Source organism: Actinoplanes sp. HUAS TT8, assembly GCF_051380535.1.
GTDB lineage: Bacteria > Actinomycetota > Actinomycetes > Mycobacteriales > Micromonosporaceae > Actinoplanes.
Genome location: NZ_CP195646.1, coordinates 1,878,371 through 1,898,949, shown reverse-complemented (window position 1 = coordinate 1,898,949; position 20,579 = coordinate 1,878,371). Strand labels below are relative to the sequence as shown.

General features: G+C 72.6%; 11 protein-coding genes. 3 read left to right on the top strand and 8 right to left on the bottom strand.

Annotated features, from left to right (window positions below; translation table 11 throughout):
* Positions 1 to 52 precede the first annotated feature (52 nt).
* On the bottom strand, positions 53 to 1,090 hold the full coding sequence (locus ACSHV8_RS08390; RefSeq protein WP_436531051.1) for a lysylphosphatidylglycerol synthase transmembrane domain-containing protein: 1,038 nt from the start codon (positions 1,088 to 1,090) through the stop codon (positions 53 to 55).
* A gap of 142 nt (positions 1,091 to 1,232) precedes the next feature.
* Between ACSHV8_RS08390 and ACSHV8_RS08385 the strand changes: the two genes are divergently transcribed.
* On the top strand, positions 1,233 to 1,817 hold the full coding sequence (locus ACSHV8_RS08385; protein WP_436531050.1) for a TetR/AcrR family transcriptional regulator: 585 nt from the start codon (positions 1,233 to 1,235) through the stop codon (positions 1,815 to 1,817).
* A 12-nt stretch (positions 1,818 to 1,829) separates the two neighbouring features.
* On the opposite strand, the gene ACSHV8_RS08380 is transcribed toward ACSHV8_RS08385, so the two are convergent.
* Positions 1,830 to 2,495: a response regulator gene (locus ACSHV8_RS08380; protein WP_436536717.1), complete on the bottom strand. Its 666-nt coding sequence runs from the start codon at positions 2,493 to 2,495 to the stop codon at positions 1,830 to 1,832.
* Positions 2,489 to 4,441 carry a sensor histidine kinase gene (locus ACSHV8_RS08375; RefSeq protein WP_436531048.1) on the bottom strand — a complete coding sequence of 651 codons (1,953 nt, stop codon included), beginning with the start codon at positions 4,439 to 4,441 and terminating at the stop codon, positions 2,489 to 2,491. Before ACSHV8_RS08375 ends, ACSHV8_RS08380 begins: the two co-directional genes overlap by 7 nt.
* A gap of 98 nt (positions 4,442 to 4,539) precedes the next feature.
* Between ACSHV8_RS08375 and ACSHV8_RS08370 the strand changes: the two genes are divergently transcribed.
* Positions 4,540 to 5,421 carry a CPBP family intramembrane glutamic endopeptidase gene (locus ACSHV8_RS08370; RefSeq protein WP_436531046.1) on the top strand — a complete coding sequence of 294 codons (882 nt, stop codon included), beginning with the start codon at positions 4,540 to 4,542 and terminating at the stop codon, positions 5,419 to 5,421.
* Positions 5,422 to 5,480: 59 nt separating this feature from the next.
* Here ACSHV8_RS08370 and ACSHV8_RS08365 read toward each other — a convergent pair whose 3' ends face one another.
* Positions 5,481 to 16,355 carry an amino acid adenylation domain-containing protein gene (locus tag ACSHV8_RS08365; protein ID WP_436531044.1) on the bottom strand — a complete coding sequence of 3,625 codons (10,875 nt, stop codon included), beginning with the start codon at positions 16,353 to 16,355 and terminating at the stop codon, positions 5,481 to 5,483.
* Between the two features lie 174 nt (positions 16,356 to 16,529).
* Here ACSHV8_RS08365 and ACSHV8_RS08360 point away from each other — a divergent pair, with 174 nt between their 5' ends.
* Positions 16,530 to 17,009, top strand: coding sequence for a hypothetical protein (locus ACSHV8_RS08360; RefSeq protein ID WP_436531042.1), 480 nt, complete (start codon positions 16,530 to 16,532; stop codon positions 17,007 to 17,009).
* A gap of 140 nt (positions 17,010 to 17,149) precedes the next feature.
* On the opposite strand, the gene ACSHV8_RS08355 is transcribed toward ACSHV8_RS08360, so the two are convergent.
* Genes ACSHV8_RS08355 through ACSHV8_RS08340 form a run of 4 tightly spaced genes read right to left on the bottom strand, consistent with a single transcriptional unit; the run spans position 17,150 to position 20,576 of the window.
* Entirely contained in the window at positions 17,150 to 17,422 is a 273-nt protein-coding gene (locus ACSHV8_RS08355) for a sulfurtransferase TusA family protein (protein WP_436531040.1), read from the bottom strand.
* Positions 17,423 to 17,465: 43 nt separating this feature from the next.
* Positions 17,466 to 18,839, bottom strand: a complete 1,374-nt coding sequence (locus ACSHV8_RS08350; protein ID WP_436531038.1) for an SMI1/KNR4 family protein — start codon at positions 18,837 to 18,839, stop codon at positions 17,466 to 17,468.
* Between the two features lie 10 nt (positions 18,840 to 18,849).
* Positions 18,850 to 19,695 (bottom strand): class II fructose-bisphosphate aldolase, encoded by an 846-nt coding sequence (locus ACSHV8_RS08345; RefSeq protein WP_436531036.1) that lies wholly within the window; start codon positions 19,693 to 19,695, stop codon positions 18,850 to 18,852.
* Positions 19,689 to 20,576: a 1-phosphofructokinase family hexose kinase gene (locus ACSHV8_RS08340; RefSeq protein ID WP_436531034.1), complete on the bottom strand. Its 888-nt coding sequence runs from the start codon at positions 20,574 to 20,576 to the stop codon at positions 19,689 to 19,691. Before ACSHV8_RS08340 ends, ACSHV8_RS08345 begins: the two co-directional genes overlap by 7 nt.
* Between the last annotated feature and the right edge of the window lie 3 nt (positions 20,577 to 20,579).

Sequence of the window (20,579 nt, the reverse complement as noted above, 5' to 3'; positions counted from 1 at the left end):
AGTGCGGGTGGGTTTGCGACCAGCAACCCCATGCGACGACTCGGCTGACTCCCTAATGCGACGACTCGGCTAACTCCGCCCGCCGCGGCCGGGGCAAAACCGGGGTGACCGGGAGGTCCACCGACCGAGCCGGCACCCGGCGCAACCCCAGATACGTCAGGAGCCCCACCGGCAGGATCAGCCAGAACGAGACGATCCGATACAGCAGTACCGCCGCGGCCGCGGCCGCCGGTGACGCGCCCAAGCTCAACGCGGTGACCAGGCTGGCCTCGACGAATCCGAGACCGCCCGGGCTCAGCGGAATCTGCCGGACGACCTGCGCCACGAGATAGGCCGCCCCGACCGTCTGCCAGCCGGCCGGAAGACCACAGGCCTGGGCGGCCGCGACCAGGCAGAACGCGTCCGCCGCCCAGTTCAGCGCCGACCACAGCAGGGCCGCGGCCGCGTCGCGCGGCGGGATCGACCGTGCGGCGGTAACCGCCGCCGTCCATTCCCGATGGATCCAGGCTCCGGCCCGCCGCATCACCGAGATCGATTCGACATGGTCACGGTCGGACCGATTCAGATCAGGATCGACCGATTTCGGGGTACGGCCGCCGGCCCGCACCACCGCCACCAGGGCTCCGGTGACCACGACCGCCGCCGCGATCGCCTCGTAGGAGGCCGAGTGCCACCAGTTCAGCAGCGGCCCCTGCCCGAACGCGAGCACACATACCGCGAGCAGCCCGGCCATCGAGGCGAGCATCGAGATCACGGCCACTGTGGCGGCGGTGGCCCCGGTCGCGCCGCGCCGGCGATACTGCTGCACCGCGTAGGCCGCCGACATCGCCGACCCGGCGGGCAGCGCAAGACTGATCGCCGACCGGCTGTACGTGATCGCCAGAATCGCCACCCGCGACACCCGGACTCCGACGGCGGCCAGCAGATGGCGTTGTTGCAGGGCGAACGCGGCCTGCGAGACCACCTGCACGCCCAGCGCGGCGGCCACCCAGCGCGCGTCCGCCGTACGCAGAATGGTCCAGATCGCACCCGGGGCCGGGAGCCGGCCGCGGACGGTGACCCAGACGGCGGCCACGGCGACAAGTATCACGGCGATCCGTGACAACCATCGCCAAGCACGCCGCCGGTTTGCGGCATCCCCCCAGGTGCTCACGCTCTCAGCCTCGTCTTTGTTTGCACTCTAGGCAAGTTTGCACTTTGAGAAGTGGGTCACGCCGCATTAGGGTTGCGCTGTGGAGGAAAACCTCGGGCTGCGCGAACGCAAGAAAATGGCCACCCGGATGGCGCTGCACGAGGCCGCCGTCCGACTGGCCGCCCAGCGCGGCGCGGACAACGTCACGATCGACGCCATCGCCGAAGCGGCGGGGGTTTCGCGGCGAACGTTCACGAACTATTTCGCGAACAAGGAAGAGGTCTTCTACTACCGCGACGCGCACCGGATGCGCCGGCTCTGCGAGTCGATCCGCCAGCAGCCGGCCGCCGACCCGTGGACGGTGCTCACCGGCGCGGCCTCCGACCTGCTCACCGAGGCTTTCGCCGAGGCCGACACCTCCTGGCTGATCCAGCGCCGTGAGCTGCACCGCGACCCGAATCATCTGGCCCACCAGATCGCCGCCTACACGGCGATCGAGCGTGATCTGGCCGCCGAGATCGCCGCCCGCTGCACCGGCCCGGATGCGGAACTCCGCGCGCGCGTCCTGGTCGCCACGTTCATGACCGCGCTGCGCACGAGCGTCCAGTTCTGGCTGGACAATCCCGACACCTCGCTCCCCGAGACGTTCCGCAAAGCCTCCGCGATGGTGACGCCGACCGGCTGAAAGTGGACAGCCTCAGGACGAGCGCGGCCGGACCAGCCCGGTGTCGTAGGCGATGATCGTCGCCTGCACCCGATCTCGCGCGCCGATCTTGGAAAGCAACGCGTTCACATGCGCTTTCACGGTCCCCACCCCGATCCCCAGCGCCTCCCCGATCTCCGCGTTCGACCGCCCCTGAGCGATCTGCAGAAGCACGTCCCGCTCACGCGGAGTAAGCCCCACCAGCCGCTCATCAGTACCCGGAGCAGCCGAAACGGCCCCAGCGGCGAACGCGTCGATCAAACGCCGGGTGACCGCCGGATCCAGCATCGCCTCCCCACCGGCGATGGTCCGGATCGCCGCGATCAGTTCCGCCGGCTCCGCGTCTTTCAGCAGAAAACCGGATGCTCCGGCCCGTAGCGCCGCGAATACGTACGCATCCTGATGAAAGGTCGTCAGAACCAGGACGCGGGGCGGCCGAGGTCCGGCGGTCAGCCGTGCGGTCGCGGTCAAACCATCAACCCCGGGCATCCGTACGTCCATGAGCACGAGATCCGGCACCAGCCGCTCCGCGCACTCCAGCGCCGCCGCCCCGTCCCCCGCCTCCCCGACCACTTCCAGGTCCGGCTGGGAGCCCACGATCGCGGACAGTCCCGCCCGGACCATGACCTGATCGTCCACGATCAGCACCCGCACTACGATGACGCCACCTCCTGATCAGGAACGGTCCCGTTGAGGCCGTCGAGCAGCGACCGCATCGCCGCCAGAGCGTCCCGCGCCGACGACAGCACCCCGCCGAGGTCACCTTCCTCGGCCGACCGCGGCAGCGCCTCCGCCGGCACCAGGACCGCCGCCCGCAATCCGTCCGCGATCCGCGCCCGCTCGGCCCGCGCCCGCAGTGCGGCCAGGGCCGCAGCCGACGCCACCCCGGCCTCCTCCCGCTCCCGGCGACGATCCCGCCGTCCCCGGGCGGCGCGGCCGGCGGCCCAGCCACCGACGATCGGCCCGGCCATCACCACCCCGGCGAGAACGGTCAGCACGATGACCGACACCATCGCGTACGGCGCGGTCAGCTCCTGATCCTGATCGGTCACGATGAGGGCGGTGATCAGCACCGCGAGGGCGGCCGCCGAGGAGAGCGTGGCCCCGATCGGCGCCAGCCAGGTCCGCTCCGGGCGCACGCCCCACGCCCCGACCGCGTAGACCGCCAGGACTTCGGCGCCGAAGCTGAACAGGAACACCCAGGAGTCGTCGGCCCGGACCGCCCCGACGCCGACCAGCAGCGGCCCCAGCCACGTCGTCACCACCACCGCGAGCAGCACCCACCACGGCCGGTTCCGCCGCCAGAGCAGCGGCACCACGTGCGCGACCAGGACAGACGTCACCAGCACGACACCCGCCGGGCCGAGTGCGGGACCGTCCCCGGGCGCCAGCAGCCCGCCCAGTGGCGTCCCCAGCACGAAAAGCGCAAGACCCGCGTCGATCACCCGCTGACTTCGCAACCAGCGATTCCGGCGGGGGCGATTTCCCGCGTACGGTAACAACGCCCGAACCCGCCACCCGCCACCGTCGCGGGGCCCGGCCGTCAGGGTGCCGCCCAGGGCTTGCGCCCGGTCCCGCATCCCACTGACCCCGCGGCCACCGCCGAGCCCCGGAGCGCCGGGGGTTTCCGAGGTCCCGCCGTCATCGGCCACGACGAGCTCGGCGGCTTCCCCCTCGTACGCAAATCGGATTTTGATCGTTGCCTCGGGCGCGTAGCGCAGTGTGTTGGTGAGCGCCTCGCGGACGATGCCGTGCACCGCGCCCGCGAGCACGCGGGGTGGCTCGCCGTCCGGAAGTTCCAGGGTCACCCGCTGGCCGAGCTCGCGGAAACCGGCGGTCAGCTCGGCCAGCGGCGGCGCCTCGTCCTCCTCGCCCTGAGCAGGCAGAACGGCGACCAGCCGGCGCAGCGCGTCGAGCGTGTCGCGCCCGGTCCGCGCGGCGAACGACAACGCCTCCGTCCGCAGTTCCGGACGCTGCGCGGCGAGCAGATCGGCCGCCTGCGCATTGACCACGATCGACGTCAGATGGTGCGCGGTGACGTCGTGCAACTCGCGGGCCAGACGGTGGCGCTCGGTGTCCGCGGCCTCGCGTTGTGCCTGCTCAGCGGCGGCAAGGCGACGTGCCGCGGCCGCCCTCTCCTCGGTCCATCGACCGCGGACGCGCCCGAGGGCGGCGACGACTCCGTCGAGAACCACGGAGAGCAGCATCTCGAGGAGGACGCCGGGGCCGACGCCGTCCTGGACCGCGCTCAGCGCACCCTGCCCGACGACCAGCCCGCCGAGCGCGATCAGCATCGTCCGCGGCGGGCATCGGGCGGCCACGCTGAACAGCGCGATCAGGTCGGCGACCCCGATCGGCAACAGCATCGGAGCCTGGTCGTCGGCGGGCACGACCAGGGTCGCGACGGCCAGCGACGCGGAGACCACCATCAGGCTCAGCACCGGGCGCCGCCGCCGCAGTCCGAGCCCTGCGGTGACGCCCACCGTGGCGATCGTGACCGCTGTCGACCACGTCACCGGAATCGGTTCGCCGAGCAGCAGCGGCAGGCCCGGCCAGACGACGAGCTGGGTCAGGGCGACGACGGCGGGCAGCAACCAGGTGACCATGGTGGGCCTTACCCTAGCCTCGCCTATATCGATAGTTAGTGGTCGGATTCCTACTCCAGCGGGATACGCCGCGGGCTTGCGGCGGCCAGACTTTCGGCATGCTTTTTCATCTGCTCGCTCGCACCGCCGGCAACCGCTGGTGGCGGACTGTTCTGGGCACGATCTTCCTGGTCGTCGCCGGTGTGGTCCTCGCGGTCGGCATCTATCTGGCGGTGACGATCCCGGCCGAGCTGGCCGGCCGCCCGGTCAATGCGGACGGTGACGCCAGCTTCGGCCCGCTCGCCGACCTGGCGGTGGCGTTCCTGACGATCGCCGCGCTGCTGCCACCGACGTTGCTGGCGGCCCGCTGGTTCCAGCTGCGTCCGCCGGGCACGCTCTCGTCGGTCGACGGACGCCTGAGATGGGGCTGGCTGTGGGCCTGCGCCGGCGTCGCCACCGTGACGACCACGGTGTTGCTGCTGGTCATGCTCGTGCTCGACGACGATCCCACCGGAGACCTGGTCGCCTGGCGGCCGTTTCTGGTCTCCACCCTCGTGCTCCTGCTCGTCGTGCCGTTGCAGTCGGCCGCGGAGGAGTATCTGTGCCGCGGCTGGCTCCTCCAGGCGGTCGGCAGCTGGGTGCGCTCGCCGTGGCTGCCGATCGGTGTGCAGGCGGTGGTGTTCGCCTCGCTGCACGGCTGGGGCACGCCGTGGGGCTTCGCCGACCTGACCGTGTTCGGCGCGGTGTGCGGGTGGCTCGCCGTCCGCACCGGCGGGCTGGAGGCCGGCATCGCGCTGCACGTCGCGAACAATCTGCTGAGCAGCTTCCTCGCGGCGGCCTACGGCGAGTTGACCATCGACGAGACCGCGGCCGACCTGCCGTGGAAGTTCGCCCTGGTCGACGTCGTGATGCTGGTGACGTATGCGGCGTTCGTCCTCTGGCTCCACCGCCGCCGCGCCACGGATCCGGCGATCCAGCCCGCCCGGCCGATGGCGGTGTGACCCCATGCCGTCGTCACCGTCCGCCGACCCGGATCGCCGCGTCGTCGCTGCGCGACAACTCACGAGGACCGACCCTCCGGACGTTCTCCGCGACCCACGATCCTCCCGAGGAGGTGCAGCGGCGCGGCGTCCACCTTCGCAAGATCCAAGGCTTTGCCGTACGCGGCGACGTGCGCCGCCTCGACCGGCCCGCACACCAGCGGCAACGCCGGGTCGGCGGCGTGGAGCAGAGACTCCAGCTGGCAGGACGCGATCGCCCCGGGCAGCCGGCCGGGATGCGCGGAGATCGGCAACCCGTCGGCGACCGTGCGTTCCGTGGGTCCGCAGTCCAGCAGCCCACCGCCGACGATCAGCACGTCGTTGTGGTCCCGCATCCGCGCGAGCGCCCGCCCGGTGTCGAAGCAGTGCGGAAACGAGTCGTCGACGAGCACGGTCCCCGGCCGCAGCCGGTCCACGTCGACGGTCCCGGGCCCGCCACTGGTGGCCGCGATGATGACGTCAGCCCGGTAGAAGCCGTCACCTCGACCAACACCGTCCGCCCGGCGGGTCTCGTCGGCGCGACCGGCGCTGTCTGCTCGGCGGATGCCGTCGGCATGACCGGCGCTGTCCGGCCGGCGGGTGTCATCCGGTCGACTGGATCCGGCTGCGTGGTGGGTGTCGTCGGCACGACCGGCGCTGTCGGCCGCGTGCTCGCGCGAGGCCTCGGCCCGGACAGCGCCGCTCGTTCCGGGAGTGCCGCCGGTGAGGATCTCGATGGGGCCGCGGTAACCGTTGTCCTGCAGTTCAGCAGCGAGCCGAGTGAGGCGGTCGCTCGCGGATGGGAGGTCGCAGAGCAGAATCGCGGCCGGCGGCTCCGAAGCTTCGGCGAGCAGCAAGGACAGCGACGACGATCCGATCGAGCCGACTCCGACAACGGCCAGGACCCGGCCGGCGAGGTTCCGCCCGGCGGCCGCGAAGGTCGTCCGGACCACCGATGCCGCGGTCACCGCGTGCCCGGACGTCACCCGGACGTCGGTACTGACCAGCTTCGCGACGGCGGCGCCGAACCCGGTGTGGGACGGAATCATCCCGGCCAGCGAGACCGCCCGGGCGCCGTGGGCCGCCGCGAGGTCGGCCGCCGCGGCAGCGTCCTCGGCCAGCCCCGGCGACCCCAGCTCGTCGGCGAACCGGGGCAGGCACACGAACCCGGATCTTCCCAGCGGCGTGTCCACGGTCTCCAGCAGCCGCGCCTGCCCGTCCGGGAAGACGAGCCCCCGAATGGTCTCGCGCGAGAGTCCCGGCAGCATGCGCCGAACGGAATCCGGCAGCTCACCGGCCAGGGCCGCGAGGTCCCCGGGCGCAGGCAGGTATCCGACGAGCGCAGCGTCCAACGGCCCCACCGCCGACCGAGCGACATCCGAGCACGAGGCCGCCGGCCGGGCGACATCCGAGCACGAGGCCGCCGGCCGGGCGACATCCGAGCACGAGGCCGCCGGCCGGGCGACATCCGAGCACGAGGCCGCCGGGTCGGCAGCATCCGAGCGCGAAAGCAGGTTCGGCTGATCGGGCGGTGACGGGGACCGGCCGGGAGCTTCCAGGTCGGCCTGGACCTGGGCGGCGAGGGCGACCAGGATCGCCTCCGGGAGGCGGCCTCGGAACGTGAGACGTAAACCGCCCGGGATCGGTCGGGCGGCGAGAAGCACGTCCGTGCCCGGCGGCACCGGCATCTCCGAGTCGACATCGTCCCAGGTCAGGCGGAGACTCTCGCCTTCCAGGCGCCCGAGCGCGTCAAAATCCAGGTACGTGAAGAAGTGCCGCCACCCGTGCGGCGCGACGAAGCTCCGCCCTCGGGCCTCGGCCACCGCGGCCGCTACCTGATCAAGGTCCGCGCCGGGGCCGGGTCGAACGGCGACAGCGCTGGCGCATGGCCCGAAGACCCGGCCCAGATCGGGAAGCGCATGATCCCGACCGGTCGCCGCTACCCCGATCAGCGGATCCGGCCGGCCGAGCACCCGCCCGAGCGCCCGGTGATAGGCGGCAAGCACCGGCATCACCGGGGTAACCCCGGCCCCCGAACGCAGACGCGCCACCGCCTCCGCCCCCACCGTGATCCCGGCCGTAGCCGTGTCCGCGCCGCGACCGGACGGCCCCCCGTCCTCCGGAACAACCTCGGGCTCCTGCTCACCGACCAGCGCCACGTAGTCCCGGAACGACGACCGCAACGGAGTCAACCCCACAGAGCGATCCGACACCTGGTCATAAACGGTCAGCAGCTCCCGAGCCAGCAACGCCACGCTGTACCCGTCCCCCACCAGGTGATGCGCATGCAGAACCAGAACGTGCGAGTCCGCCCCGACCCGCAACAGCCGCAACCGGACCAGCGGCCACACCCCCGGATCGAACCGATGCTCCCGCTCCGCCGCCAGCTCCGCGGCCACCGATCCGGGCTCGGCGACGTAGTCGACGGTCAGCGACCCGGGCGCCGCCAACTCCCGCTGTACCGGCGGCCGCGCCTCCCGCTCGAACACGGTCCGCAGCATCCCGTGCCGCTCGACCAGCACATCCACGGCCTCCTGGAACCGCCGGAGATCCAGTACGCCGCACAGCCGAGGCGCCGCCAGCCACGCCGACCCGGCCCCCATCGCATCGGCCAGCAGAAATCCCCGCTGGCTGGGCGTCAGCGGAAACGCCCCCACAGACGCGGCCGAAACAGACGCGAACGCCGCCGGATCCTCCGCAACCGCATCGATCTCCGAGGCCAGCGCCGCCAACGTCGCATGCCGATAGATCACCGTCGGTCGCGGCAGCACGGCGATCTCCGCCTCCAACGCCGCGAACATCTCCAGCACCCCGATCGAATCCCCGCCCAGCGCAAAGAAGTCGTCCGACCGCCGCACCCCCTGCACAGCGAGCTGCCGCTCCCAGATCCGGGCCAGTACCCGCTCGGTGGCTGTCCGAGGCGGATCACCCGCCGGAAGCACCGCCCGGTCGATCTTCCCGGTGACCGTCAACGGCAGCGAGGCCACGATCTCAATCCGCGCCGGAACAAGATAAAACGGCAGGATCACTTCGGCGTACGTCCGCAGCACCCCCGCCGTCACCCCGGACTCCACCCAGGCCACCAGCCGTTTCCCGTCCACCCGCACGACCGCGCCCCGCACCTCGGGATGCCCGCGCAGCACGGCTTCCACCTCGCCCGGCTCGACCCGGTATCCGTGCAGTTTCACCTGGTCGTCGACCCGCCCCCGGAACCACAGCACCCCGTCCTGGTCCCGCTCCCCGAGGTCCCCGCTGCGGTACCAGCCGTCCACGAAAGCCGCCGCTGTCTGTTCCGGATCATCGAGGTATCCGTCCGCGACCCCGACGCCCCCGATCCACAGCTCGCCGACCTCGCCCGGCTCGCACGGCGTGCCGTCGTCCCTGGTCACCTGGATGATCGCCCCACCCACCGGCCGCCCGATCGGCAACGCCCGTACGTCATCGCCGGGTCGTGAAGTGACGACATGGAACGTCGCGTTGATCGTCGTCTCGGTCGGCCCGTACAGGTTGGCGATCCGCTGCCCGGGCCCGAGCAGGTCGAACCACCGCCGCACGTGGGCGGCCGAGAGTTCTTCGCCGCCGACGTGCACCCATCGCAGCGCGGAGAGGTCGGCGCCGGTCCGTTCGGCCGCCCCGAGCAGCCGCTCCCACAGCGTCGGCACGGAACTCCACACCGTCACGGCGTCCCCGGCCACCCGCCTGACCAGCACTTCCGGGTCTCGCAGGGTGTCCCGCGACCAGCACACCACGGTCGCCCCGACCATCAGTGGTGCCAGCAGCTGCCGCACCGAAGCGTCGAAGCAGATCGATGCGGTCTGCGCCAGCCGGTCCCCGGCCCGATACCCGAAGACCGAAATCGCCCACTCCAGATAGTTGGCCAGGGCCCGGTGCCTCACCGGCACACCCTTGGGGCGCCCGGTCGACCCGGATGTGAAGATCACGTACGCGTCGTCGCCGGCCCCGGTCTCCAGCACCGGGGGATCCCCGTCCGCCCCGTCCCACGGGTCGACCAGCGCGAACCCGTCGCCGCCGAGGTCACCGACGACCACCCGCACCCCGGCCCGCGTCAGCTGGTCCCGCAGCCGCGCTGCCGGATGGGCGGTGTCCACCGGAACCCACGCCGCGTTCGCCTTGAGGATCCCCACCAGCCCGACCACGGTGGCCGCTCCCGGCGCCGTGGCCAGCCCGATCCGCCGCGCCCCGAATCCGGCCAGCCGCACCGCAAGCCGGTCCGACGCCGCGTCCAGTTCCGCGTACGTCATCGGTTCGCCGTCGGAAAGAACCGCCACCCCTGCCGGCGTACGTCGTGACTGTGCCCGAATCCGATCAGCCACCCCCACCACCCTCTCGGGCGTGGCGAGTTCCGCGATCTCGGCCAGGTGGTCCGCCGCGAAACGCTCCACGGTCGCGGCCCGGAACAGCGCCACCGGATAGTTCCAGGAGAAGTGCAACGCTCCACCGGCCTCGAAGCAGACGAGCCCGAGCCGGGTCGCCGCCGAGGCCGTCCCCGCGGTGGTCGCGGCCACGTCGGCGACCGCACCGCCCGTACGCGGAAATCTTGCGAAGCTGAAGCTCGCCGGGCTGACCGTGCGGGGCCCGCCCGGACCGGCCGTCAGCATCCGCGCGAGATCCACCGTGGAGACCGTGCCGTGACGCTCGCTCTCCAGCCACGCGTCGCGCAGGCGCCCGGCCAGTCCCGGGCCGATCCGCGCGAGCACCGGCAGGGTGTCCGCGAACGGCCCGACCATCCGATCGATTCCGGACAGTCGCGCGGTCCGTCCGGCGCGGGCGACGAGCACCGGCACATCGTCCTGGCCGCTCCAGCGGGCCAGGCAGCGCACGTATCCGGCGAGCAGCAGATGGAACAGCGACACCCCGCGGTCGCGGGCCGCCCGTTCGAGCCGCGTGGTCAGCCCGGGGTCGAGCGCGACCTGATGCACCGCGTACGGCGGCTCGGGTTCCGCACCGGGATCCCCGTCGAACGGCAGCGCGAGCCGCGGATACTCCCGCAGGGTCGCGCGCCACCAGTCCAGGTCCTCCGGCCTGGGCGTACTCCGCAGGGCCTCATGATCGGCGAACGTGGTCCGCGGAGCCTCGGGCAGCTCGGCCCCGGCGTAGTGCGCCCACAGCTCGTCCCCGAGGATCGCCAGGCTGTAGCCGTCGGCCACGGCGTGATGCGCCACCAGGATCAGGTGCGCCCGCTCCGGCTCGACCGCCAGCACCGCCCGGACCAGCGGTTCCGCCCCCAGATCAAACGTCCGGTTCCGCAGTTCACCATCAAGCTCGGAGACCGACCGATCCAGCTCGGCATCCGGCCAGGCCACCGGCCGACCCGGCTCGTCATCGAGCTCGGCCACCCGCCGATCCAGCTCGGTCACGGTGAACCAGATCGGCCACTCCCCGCCGGTCGCCGCCTCGATCCACTGGCCCTCGCCGCCGAGCCGCGCCCGCAGCATCGGATGCCGCCGCTCGATCTCGGCCAACGCCGCCGCCAGCCGCGCCGGGTCCACCGGCCCGTTCAGCGTCTGACGCACGGACGCGTAGGCGGGCACGTCCGGATGCAGCCGCCCGGTCGTCCAGAATGCCCTTTGCACCGGGCTCAGCGGAAACTCCCGCACACCGTCACCGAGGTGCCCGGCCAGTTCCCGAATCGTCCGGAACTCGAAGAACAGCGTCGTCGACAGCGTCCGCCCGAGCCGCGTCTCCAACTCTTTGACCAGGTCGATCGCGGTCAACGAGTCCAACCCGAGCGCCAGGAACGGCTCGTCCAGCCCGATCTCCGCCGGTTCTTTCCGCAACGCCCCGGCCAACAGCTCCCGAACCACACCGGCCAGCTCGCCCTCGGCCGCCCACGACCGACCAGCCGCAGAGCCGGACCGCGGCACCTGACCACCCCCGCGCCCGGAATCCGACTCCGGCGCGCTCACCCCCTCACCGCCACTAAGCGCGGAAACCGACTCCGGCGTGCTCAACCGCTCACCGCCACCAAGCGCGGAAACCGGCGCCGCCGCTCCCGAAAGTTGACCGGCATTCAGCGCGGAAACCGACGGTGACACCCTCGGCAGTTGAGCGGCGTTGAGTGCGGAAACCGACCGCGGTGGACCCGCGGCGCCCGATGCCGGGTGGGAGCGGGGCGTCGGGGGTGTGACCAGGACCTGGGCGACGCCGAGCGCGGCGGCCGACCACAGCACCTCGGGCAGCCGGTCGAGCGGAAGCGCTTCCCCTCCCGCCGAGTAGCCGGCGGCCAGGCCGCCACCAGCCAGAACCGGAAGATCAACCGCGATTACGGTACGTCCATGAGCGCGCGCCGCCGCCGCGAACGCATCGAGGTAGGCGTTCCCGGCCACGTAGTCGCCGAGCGCCCCGGCCAGCCCCGGCACGACCGCGGAAACCGACGACAGCGCGACGATCAGCGCATCCGGCCCGACCGCCCGGGTCAGCAGCTCGATGCCGTGAACCTTGGCCGCCATCCCGGCGGCCAGTTCGTCCGCGCTCTTCGCGCGCAGGCTGCCCGGGCGCGCGACCCCGGCGGCGTGCACCACGACGTCGAATCGGTGCCCTTCGACCAGCGCGTTGACGTCGTCCTCGACCGCAACATCGGCGCGCCGATACTCCACGGTCGCGCCCAGCCGGCGAAGCTCGTCCAGCAGCTCGGACGGTTCCGGGGAACGGCCGGCCAGCAGCAGGCTCGGGCGTCCCCGACGGGCGAGATGCCGGGCGATCGTCGCGCCGGCCGCACCCGCTCCCCCGGTGATCAGATAGTGCCCGTCCGGGGGCAGGACCAGCGGTTCCGCCGCGGGCGCCGGGACGAACGTGCGGGACAGGCGCCGCCCGTCCCGCCACGCGACGATCTCCGCGGGGCCGGGCGCCGGCGGATCCGCGGCCTCCCGCTCGATGGCGGCCGCGGCGGCTTCCGCGGTCGTGTCCGAGGTGAGGTCCACGATCCGTACGCCCAAGCCCTGGTTTTCATCGGCCAGGGCCATCGCCAGGCCGGACCAGACCGCATGCCCGGGATGCGGCTTTTCCAGGCCTGTGCCGGTGGCGTAGAGATCGCGGGTGACGATCACCAGACAACCCTCACGGGGCAGCATCGGAACGACGTCGGTCGCGTCACGTTCTTCCTGGTCAGCGTGCACGACGGTCACCGGCTCGGCGATGGGTTCCGGCCGCTCGGCGCGCACGACCGCCGCCGGCTCGATCATGGGCGCGCTCCGGTCCGGAGCGTCGGTCCAGTGCGGCACCGCGAGGGTCGGCGGCAGCGGATCGGTCGCCCAGTAGCGGCGACGCCGGAACGGGTAGGTCGGCAGCTCGACCCGGCGCGTCCCGGCGTCCACCTCGGACCGGTCCAGGGCGGCGCCCTGCTCCCACGACTTCCCGACGGTCGCCAGCAATTCCCGGTCCCGGCAACCCGCCGGCGGCGACTCGACGGTCTCCGCGGGCCGCGGCACGGGCGGTTTGAAGGCGGCAGTTTCCAGGCGGTCGGCCAGATCACCCTGAGCAACAACGGCGAGACGGTACGGGCCGTCGTCACGCGCTGTGGAGGCGGTCGCACAGACGTCGGCCTCGTCGAGTTCCGGATGCGCCCGCAGATGCTCGGCCAACTCGTCGGCCGCCGCCCGCAGGCCTTCGGCCGACCGCGCCGAAAGCGTCAGCAGGTGCGGCCCCGCCTCTCCGCAGGTCAGCCCGCCCCCACCCGTCTCTCCGCAGGTCAGCAGGCCCTCACCCGCCTGTCCGTGGCCCGGCAGGGCCCCGCCCGCCTCTTCACCATCCAGCCCGGCGAACGCCGCGGCGGGAGCTGGAGTCGCAGGTCGGGTCGGGGTGGCGAGGATGGCGTGGGCGTTCGTGCCGCCGAAACCGAAGCTGTTGATCGCGGCCACCCGCGGGCCCGGCCAGGGACGACGCTCGGTCAGGACCTCGAAGCCGGCCGCAGCCAGGTCGAACCGCGGGTTCGGCCGGGTGTGGTGCAGGGACGGCGGCAGCTCACCATGTTGCAGGGCGAGTACGACCTTGACCAGCGCGGGCATCCCGGCCGCGTTGAGCAGGTGACCGATGTTGGTCTTGACCGAGCCGAGCAGCCGGGGCCGCCCGTCCGGGAAGGCCTGGGCCAGCGACCGCGCCTCGATCGGGTCACCGACCGCGGTGCCGGTGCCGTGCGCCTCGACGTACGACACCTCGGCCGGATCCACCCCGCACGCACGGTAGGCATCGCTGATCACTCGCTGTTGCCGAAGCGGGTTGGGCGCCATCAGGCTCAGCGACCGGCCGTCGTTGTTGACCGCGGTCCCGCGGACGACCGCGAGCACCCGGTCCCGGGCGTCGGCGAGGCGCGTCAGCACCAGGGCCGCGCCGCCCTCGCCGGGCACGAACCCGTCCGCCCCGGCGTCGAAGGCCCGGCACCGGCCGGTCGGCGACAGCGCCTGCGCGCCGGCCAGCAGCCGATGGGCGGTATCGGTCACGGTGAGGTTGACCCCGCCGACCACGGCCAGGTCGCAGTCGCCCGCGGCCAGGCTCAGCCGGGCCAGGTGCAGCGCGACCAGCGCCGACGAGCAGGCGGTGTCCACGGCCAGGGCCGGCCCCTGCAGGTCGAGCAGATGCGCGACCCGGGCCGCGGTGAGGTTGCGCAGGGTTCCGGTCAGGGCGTACGCCTGATCCCGATCGGACTCGTCGAACAGTTCGGCGTAGGTGCTCTCGCCCACCGCGGCGAACACCCCGATCCGGTGCCCGTGGCGGCGCGGGCCCGCGTACCCGGCCCGTTCCAGCGCCTCGTGCGCGAGTTCGAGGAAGATCCGCGCGTGCGGATCGAGACAGCGGGCCTCGTCCTCCCCGATCCCGAAATATCCGGCGTCGAACAGTGCCGGGTCGTCGAGGAACGCACCGCGGTCGTCGCGGACGCTGTCCCGCCCGGCCAGCAGGTTCGCCCAGAACTCGGCCGGCGTCGCCGCGTCCGGGAACCGGCAGGCCATCCCGATGACCGCCACCTCCCCGGCGGCGCGGGACGAGGCCTCACCGCCGGGCGACCCATCGCCACGGGTCGGCGCATCGTGGGAGAGCGGCGAGCCGCCGAGGAGCAGGCGGCCGGCCAGCGCCGGAACGGTCGCGCAGTCACGCAGCTCGGCCGGATCCAGCGTCCGCCCGAACACGTCCTCCAACTCGGCCAGGACTTCCATGGCGGCCAGCGACGACCCGCCGATCGCCAGGAACCGGTCCTGCTCCCCGATCCGATCGGCGGGCACCTTCAGAACCCTGGACCACGCCGCCCGGACGGCCCGCTCGGCCTCCTCCCGGGTGCGCGGCACCGGAGCCGATTCCGGAGCCGGTGCCGATTCCGGAGCTGCCGGAGTCTCCGCGGCGATCCGGTCCGGTGCCGTCTCCTGGACCACCGGCGTCTCCGCGGCGATCCGGTCGCGCAGCAGGTGACGGCGGAGCTTCCCACTCGTCGTACGCGCAAAATCCCCTCGCGGCAGAACCTGAACGCCGACCGAGTCGTACCCGATCGCCTCGGCCACCCGGACCCGCGCGAGTTCCGCACTCCCGGGATCGGCGCGCACGGCCGGCGCGGACAGGAAGACGACGACCCGCTCCCGGCCGCTCACCGGGTCGGTCGCCCCGACCACCGCGATCGGCCCGTCGCCCAGCCCCGGCGTCCCGGCCGCCACCTCCTCCAGATCGGACGCGTGGAAGTTCCGCCCGTGCACGAAGACGACGTCCTTGGCCCGGCCGGACACGCAGAGCCGCCCGGCGCGCAGAAAGCCCAGGTCACCGGTCCGCAGCCACCCGCCCACCAGGGCATCCGCGGTCGCCGCCGGGTCGTCGTGGTAGCCGCGCATGACGTTCGGGCCGCGGACCTGAACGTGCCCGACCAGGCCCTCCTCGACCGGTTCGCCGGAATCGTCGACGATCCGGACGGCACACTCCGGGACCGGATCACCGACCTCCATCAGTTCGACCCCGCCGGCCGCGACCTCCAGGGCGACCCCGCGGGCGAGGGCGGCCCGGGAGAGCCGCACCGGCCGGGCCGGCGAGTCCAGCGGCGGGAACGTGACGGCGAGCGTCGCCTCGGCCAGCCCGTAGACCGGCTGCAGGGCCCGCGGATCCAGGCCGGCCCGGCTCAGCTTGTCCGAGAATGCCCGCCACACGCCGGCCGAGATCGGCTCCGCCCCGACCATGATCAGCCGCACCGTCCGGAGATCGAGCTCGTCGAGCACCTCGTCCCGAACCCGGCGCACGGTCAGGGCCAGCGCGAAGTTGGCCGCGGTCAGCATTGTCGCCCGGTGCTCGTGCGCCGCCCGCAGCCACAGCTCCGGGCGCTTCGCGAAGGTCATCGGCTTGATCCGCACCTGCCGGCACCGTGCGTACATCGGCCCCAGATGCGTCCCGATCAGACCCATGTCATGGAAGTACGGCATCCACGTCAACACCACGTCGTCCGGTCCCGTCCCGGCCGCGCGGGACGCCTGCGCGAGGTTGGCCGTCAGGTTCCGGTGGGTGAGTTCGACCCCTTTCGGCGCCCCGGTGCTCCCCGACGAGTACTGCAGGAACGCGACGTCGTCGTCCTCCACCGTCACCGGCTCGGACAGTGGCGGACCGGACCGCAGCGCGGCGGCACCGGCATCGTCGACGATCATCGGTGACCCGAGCCGGCGCGACACCGCCGCGACCCGGGCCGGTTCCGGCGGCAGCGGCACGGGGACGACCCCGGCCACCACCGCGCCCCAGAACAGCGGAAGGAACTCCTCCTCGGCCGTGATGATCAGATGGTCACCCTGCGTGAGGCCGGTCGCGCGTAATCCACCGCCGACCCGCAACGCGTCCGCATAGAGCTCCGCGTACGTGACGACGCGCGGCCCATCGACGTACACGATCGTCTGAGCGGGCGCATGGGCGGCGGCCTGGACGAGTACGTCGGTCAGCGTCATCGTCGCACCCTATCGGGGCCGCTCAAGCCCTAGATCGTCACACAGAGTAACCACATCTTCGCGTCCGCGCGCCCTTATAACTATGCGGACAACCGCAGAACGGACGTTCCGAACATCACACTGAGCTACCCCCGTCCCGGCCGTCATGATCGTCGGCCGGTAGCCTCCGGCACCATGCGTGGATCCACCATCGCAGCTGTCGCCACGTGCACCCTCCTGGCGATCACCGGCTGCGCCAACAACAGCGAAGATACCCCTACCACCGCCACCGCGGCCGGGGCTGCCAACATGGCCGGGCTCGACAAGGGAACCGCGGCGGCGTGCACGATGGCGTCCCAGGCCACCCACGGCGAGAACGGGCGCGATCTGGACCTGGCCACCGCCAAGCAGATCGTCACCCTCGGCCGGACCTCCCGGAGCACGATCGTCACCGCGGCCACCGACGTGCTCAGCAGCGCGGTGTCCCAGGCCCAGGCCGCGGCCGGCGACCCCAACGAGGCCGTCCTGACCGCCGAGGTCGGCACGGCGATCCTCAAGCTGCAGACCGCCTGCCAGGACACCGATGCGGTCAAGGCCAGCATCACGACGCCGAGCACCGGCGGCGAGGGCGCCTCGGCCGAGGCCACGTCCGCCATCGACAACAAGGTCAACTGACGCGGCCACCACCAACCCGGGCCGGGGCGCTGATCCACTCAGCGATCCCGGCCTATTTTTTTGTCGGACACGGCCCGTATGGTCGAGGCGACGTGATGGGGACGCTCGTTCCGGCCGTCCGGATCGAGCGATGTCCGCGATCAGGAGGCGGCCGGGCGCCAGGGGCGTGCGGCGTCGGTCGGTGTCGCGTCGGCGGCCACCCGGACCGCGTAGGTCGGCCGGTCCCCCGCCACCGGCCCGAGGTACTCGTGGCCGGTCAGGTGGCACCACGCCGGCAGGTCCAGCGGCGCCGCCGGGTCGGTGGCGATCAGGTGCACCACCGCGCCCGCTTCCAGCGTCGCGATGAGCCGCCGCAGTTCGATCAGGAGCAGCACGCAGCGCCGGTCCCCACCGTCGAGCACGACCGGTGTCATCGGCGCCCCCTCCCCCGAATGATCAAGACCGGCTCCCGGCGCATCAGGACGGGCTCACGGCGACGACCGTGCTGGTGATCAGCGGGCGCCCGCGAAGTGCGAGCAGCTCGTTCGCCAGCTCCATGATCGCCAGCGGGTTCCGGTTGCCGTGTTCGATCCCGGCCGCCGCCAGTCCGCCCGGCACCGCCCCGGCGTCGAGCAGCACCCGCCAGTCCTCGGGTGTCAGTTCCAGGTATTCGAGGCCGGTCAGCCCGGCGATCTCCATCGGGTCGGCCAGCGTCCCCGGGTAGGCGGACAGTGTCCGCAGCCGGGGCAGGCCCATGACCGGTCCGAGCCGGAACGGCTCCCCGCTCCACACCCCGATGCTGAGCACTTCCAGGTCGGGGTGGGCGGCCGCTTCGATGCTGGTCACGCTGGCCCGGTTGACGTGGGCGACCGCCGGGGCCCGGTCCGCCCGGGATCGCGGCTGCTCGTGTTCGCGCCGGTGGACCAGCAGGTCGGTCAGGGAGTCGGCGATCAGTTCGGCCCCGACATTCTCCTCGTGACCGATCAGGATCACCTGACCCCGGTGTCCGCGCGGGCCCGGGGTCAGGTCGATCGCGTACCGGTCGCCGCCCCCGTTCTCGGCGAACACGATCCAGCCGGCTGATCCGACGAGTCCCTGCACCGCGTCGTCGGGTCCGGTGACCGCGGCTTCCATCGCCGCGAACTCCCATTCGCAGGGCCGGGTCGACGGCTCGGCGAGGTAGATCTCCGTGATCGGCGTCAGTTCCAGCCGGAGCGCGTCGTACCAGCGCTCGGCCGCCTCCTCGTCCTCCCCGAAATCCTGCCAGCCGCCCCGGAACACCCGGTAGACGGCCTTCAGCTCGTCCGGCAGCACGACCCCGAGCCGCTCCTCGGCGGACGCGATCTCACCCTCCGACGCGGCGACCGGAGAAGAGGCAGCGGGCGGAGAAGAAGCGGCCGCGCCCCCGAGGCTCTGCTCCCCCGCGACAGCGGCCGCCAGCCGCGACCGCAACGTGCTCTCCAACAACCCCGGATCCGCCGACGCCGCGACCGGAGCATCGTCCGACGGCCGGGGCAACCGCCGCCACGGCTCCGGCACCGCCCCGTCGGCCAGGATCAGCGCACCCGGGTTCGCCCCGGTGCTCGCCTCCACCGCCGGCCCGAAAGTGATCAGGTGCAGCGCGGACTCCTCCAGCACGAAGGAGATCTGGTCCAGGCCGGCCTCGGCCAGCGCGCCGGTCACCCGTTCGGTGGCCGCGAGCTCGGCCTCCCACTGATGTTCGGAGACCGGCACACTCCACGAGCCGCGCCCGACGTAGCCCGCCACGTATCCGCCCTCGGCCGGGCCGCCGCCCGCCCGCATCAGCTCGACCAGCGGCGCCCAGGTCGTGAAGTCATAGATCGATCGCACCCGGCGATTATCACGGATGCAGCGCTGGACTCAGCAGCCGTAGGGCCGCGGCGACGGTGTCGGCCATCGCCGAGCGGGCCGGTGTCAGGTAGCGCCGGGGGTCCACCAGGTCGGGACGGTCACCCAGGGTGGCCCGGACCGCGCCGGTGAATGCGGTGTTCAACGCCGTACCAATATTGATCTTGACCATGCCGCCGTGCACGGCCGCGGTCAGTTCGGCGTCGGGCACTCCGGACGAGCCGTGCAGGACCAGCGGGACGGGGACGGCGTCGCGCAGCCGCACGATCAGCTCCTGGTCGAGGCGGGCGGTCCGTTCGAGCATGGCGTGCGACGATCCGACCGCGACGGCGAGGGCGTCGACGCCGGTGGCCGCGACGTAGGCCGCCGCCTCTCCCGGGTCGGTCCGGACGCCGGGCGCGTGCGCGCCGTCCTTCCCGCCGACCTCGCCGAGCTCACTCTCGACCCACAGACCAGCGGCGTGACATGTCGTGACGACGCGCGCCGTCACTTTCACATTTTCGGCGTACGGCCGTCGGGACGCGTCGAACATCACCGATCCGAACCCGTTCGGCGCCGCCTCCTCCAGGAGTTCCGGCGACTCCACGTGATCGAGGTGCAGGGCCACGGGCACGCCGGCCGACATCGCGACCGCCCGCGCGGCGGCGGCGATCGGCGCCAGCCGCCCGTGGTGGAACCGCACCGCGTTCTCGCTGATCTGCAGGATCACCGGGCAGCCGGCCGCCTCGGCGCCGGTCACGATCGCTTCCGCGTGTTCCACGGTGATCACGTTGAAGGCGCACGCCGCGCCGCCGCGGGCCCGTACGTCGGCCACGAGGTCCCCGGTCGGTGTCAGCATCCGGCACCGGCCAGCATCTCGCGGTACACGGCCGGGTCGAACGCGCCGGCGACCGGGCTGGCCACGGCCGCCGCGCCGAGCGCCACCGCGTCGGCCAGCAGGGGCGGCCAGGGCACACGATCGCGCAGCCCTCGGGCCAGTGCGGCCGCGCACGCGTCCCCGGCCCCGGTCGGGTTGCCGGCGACCGGGACGGGCGGCGCGCACCGGAACTCGGCGTCCGGCGTGATCGCCCGCAGCCCGGCCGGACCGTCCGTCACGACGACGGATCCGCTGGTCAGCGCCCGCACGTCGGCCGGCGTCCAGTCCGGCGCGAGGGCCGACAGCTCGGACGTGTTCGGTTTGGTGACGGCCGGCCCGGCGGCCAGCCCGGCCCGTAACGCCGGGCCGCTGGTGTCCAGCAGCACCGGCACGCCGGCGTCGTGGGCCAGCGCGGTCAGAACGCCGTACGCATCAATCGGTAGTCCCGGCGGGAGGGAGCCGCAGAGGGTGACCACCGAAGCGCGGCCGATCAGGCCGCGGAAGTGGTCGACGAACCGGGACCAGTCGGCCGGCGCCACGATCGGCCCGGGTTCCCAGAATCCGGTCGCGTCCTCGTGGTCGACGACCGCGACGGTGCGCCGGGTGTCGCCGGTGATCCGCGTGAACGAGGCCGGTACGCCCTCGGCGTCGAGCAGCCCGGCCACGATCGCCCCGGTCGGGCCGCCGAGCAGGCCGGTGGCCAGGACCGGTTCGCCGAGCGCGTGCAGCACCCGGGCGACGTTGAGACCCTTGCCGCCGGCGCGTTCGGAGACGGCGGCGACCCGGTGGGTGTGGTGCGGGACGAGGGCGTCGACCGGGTAGGTGAGATCCAGGGCGGGATTGAGCGTGACGGTGACGATCATGTC

Bases quoted from the DNA above. Each gene is read 5' to 3' on its own strand.
- ACSHV8_RS08375 (WP_436531048.1), bottom strand. From the start codon at position 4,441: ATGGTCACCTGGTTGCTGCCCGCCGTCGTCGCCCTGACCCAGCTCGTC.
- ACSHV8_RS08370 (WP_436531046.1), top strand. From the start codon at position 4,540: ATGCTTTTTCATCTGCTCGCTCGCACCGCCGGCAACCGCTGGTGGCGG.
- ACSHV8_RS08365 (WP_436531044.1), bottom strand. From the start codon at position 16,355: ATGACGCTGACCGACGTACTCGTCCAGGCCGCCGCCCATGCGCCCGCT.
- ACSHV8_RS08360 (WP_436531042.1), top strand. From the start codon at position 16,530: ATGCGTGGATCCACCATCGCAGCTGTCGCCACGTGCACCCTCCTGGCG.
- ACSHV8_RS08355 (WP_436531040.1), bottom strand. From the start codon at position 17,422: ATGACACCGGTCGTGCTCGACGGTGGGGACCGGCGCTGCGTGCTGCTC.
- ACSHV8_RS08345 (WP_436531036.1), bottom strand. From the start codon at position 19,695: ATGCTGACACCGACCGGGGACCTCGTGGCCGACGTACGGGCCCGCGGC.
- ACSHV8_RS08340 (WP_436531034.1), bottom strand. From the start codon at position 20,576: ATGATCGTCACCGTCACGCTCAATCCCGCCCTGGATCTCACCTACCCG.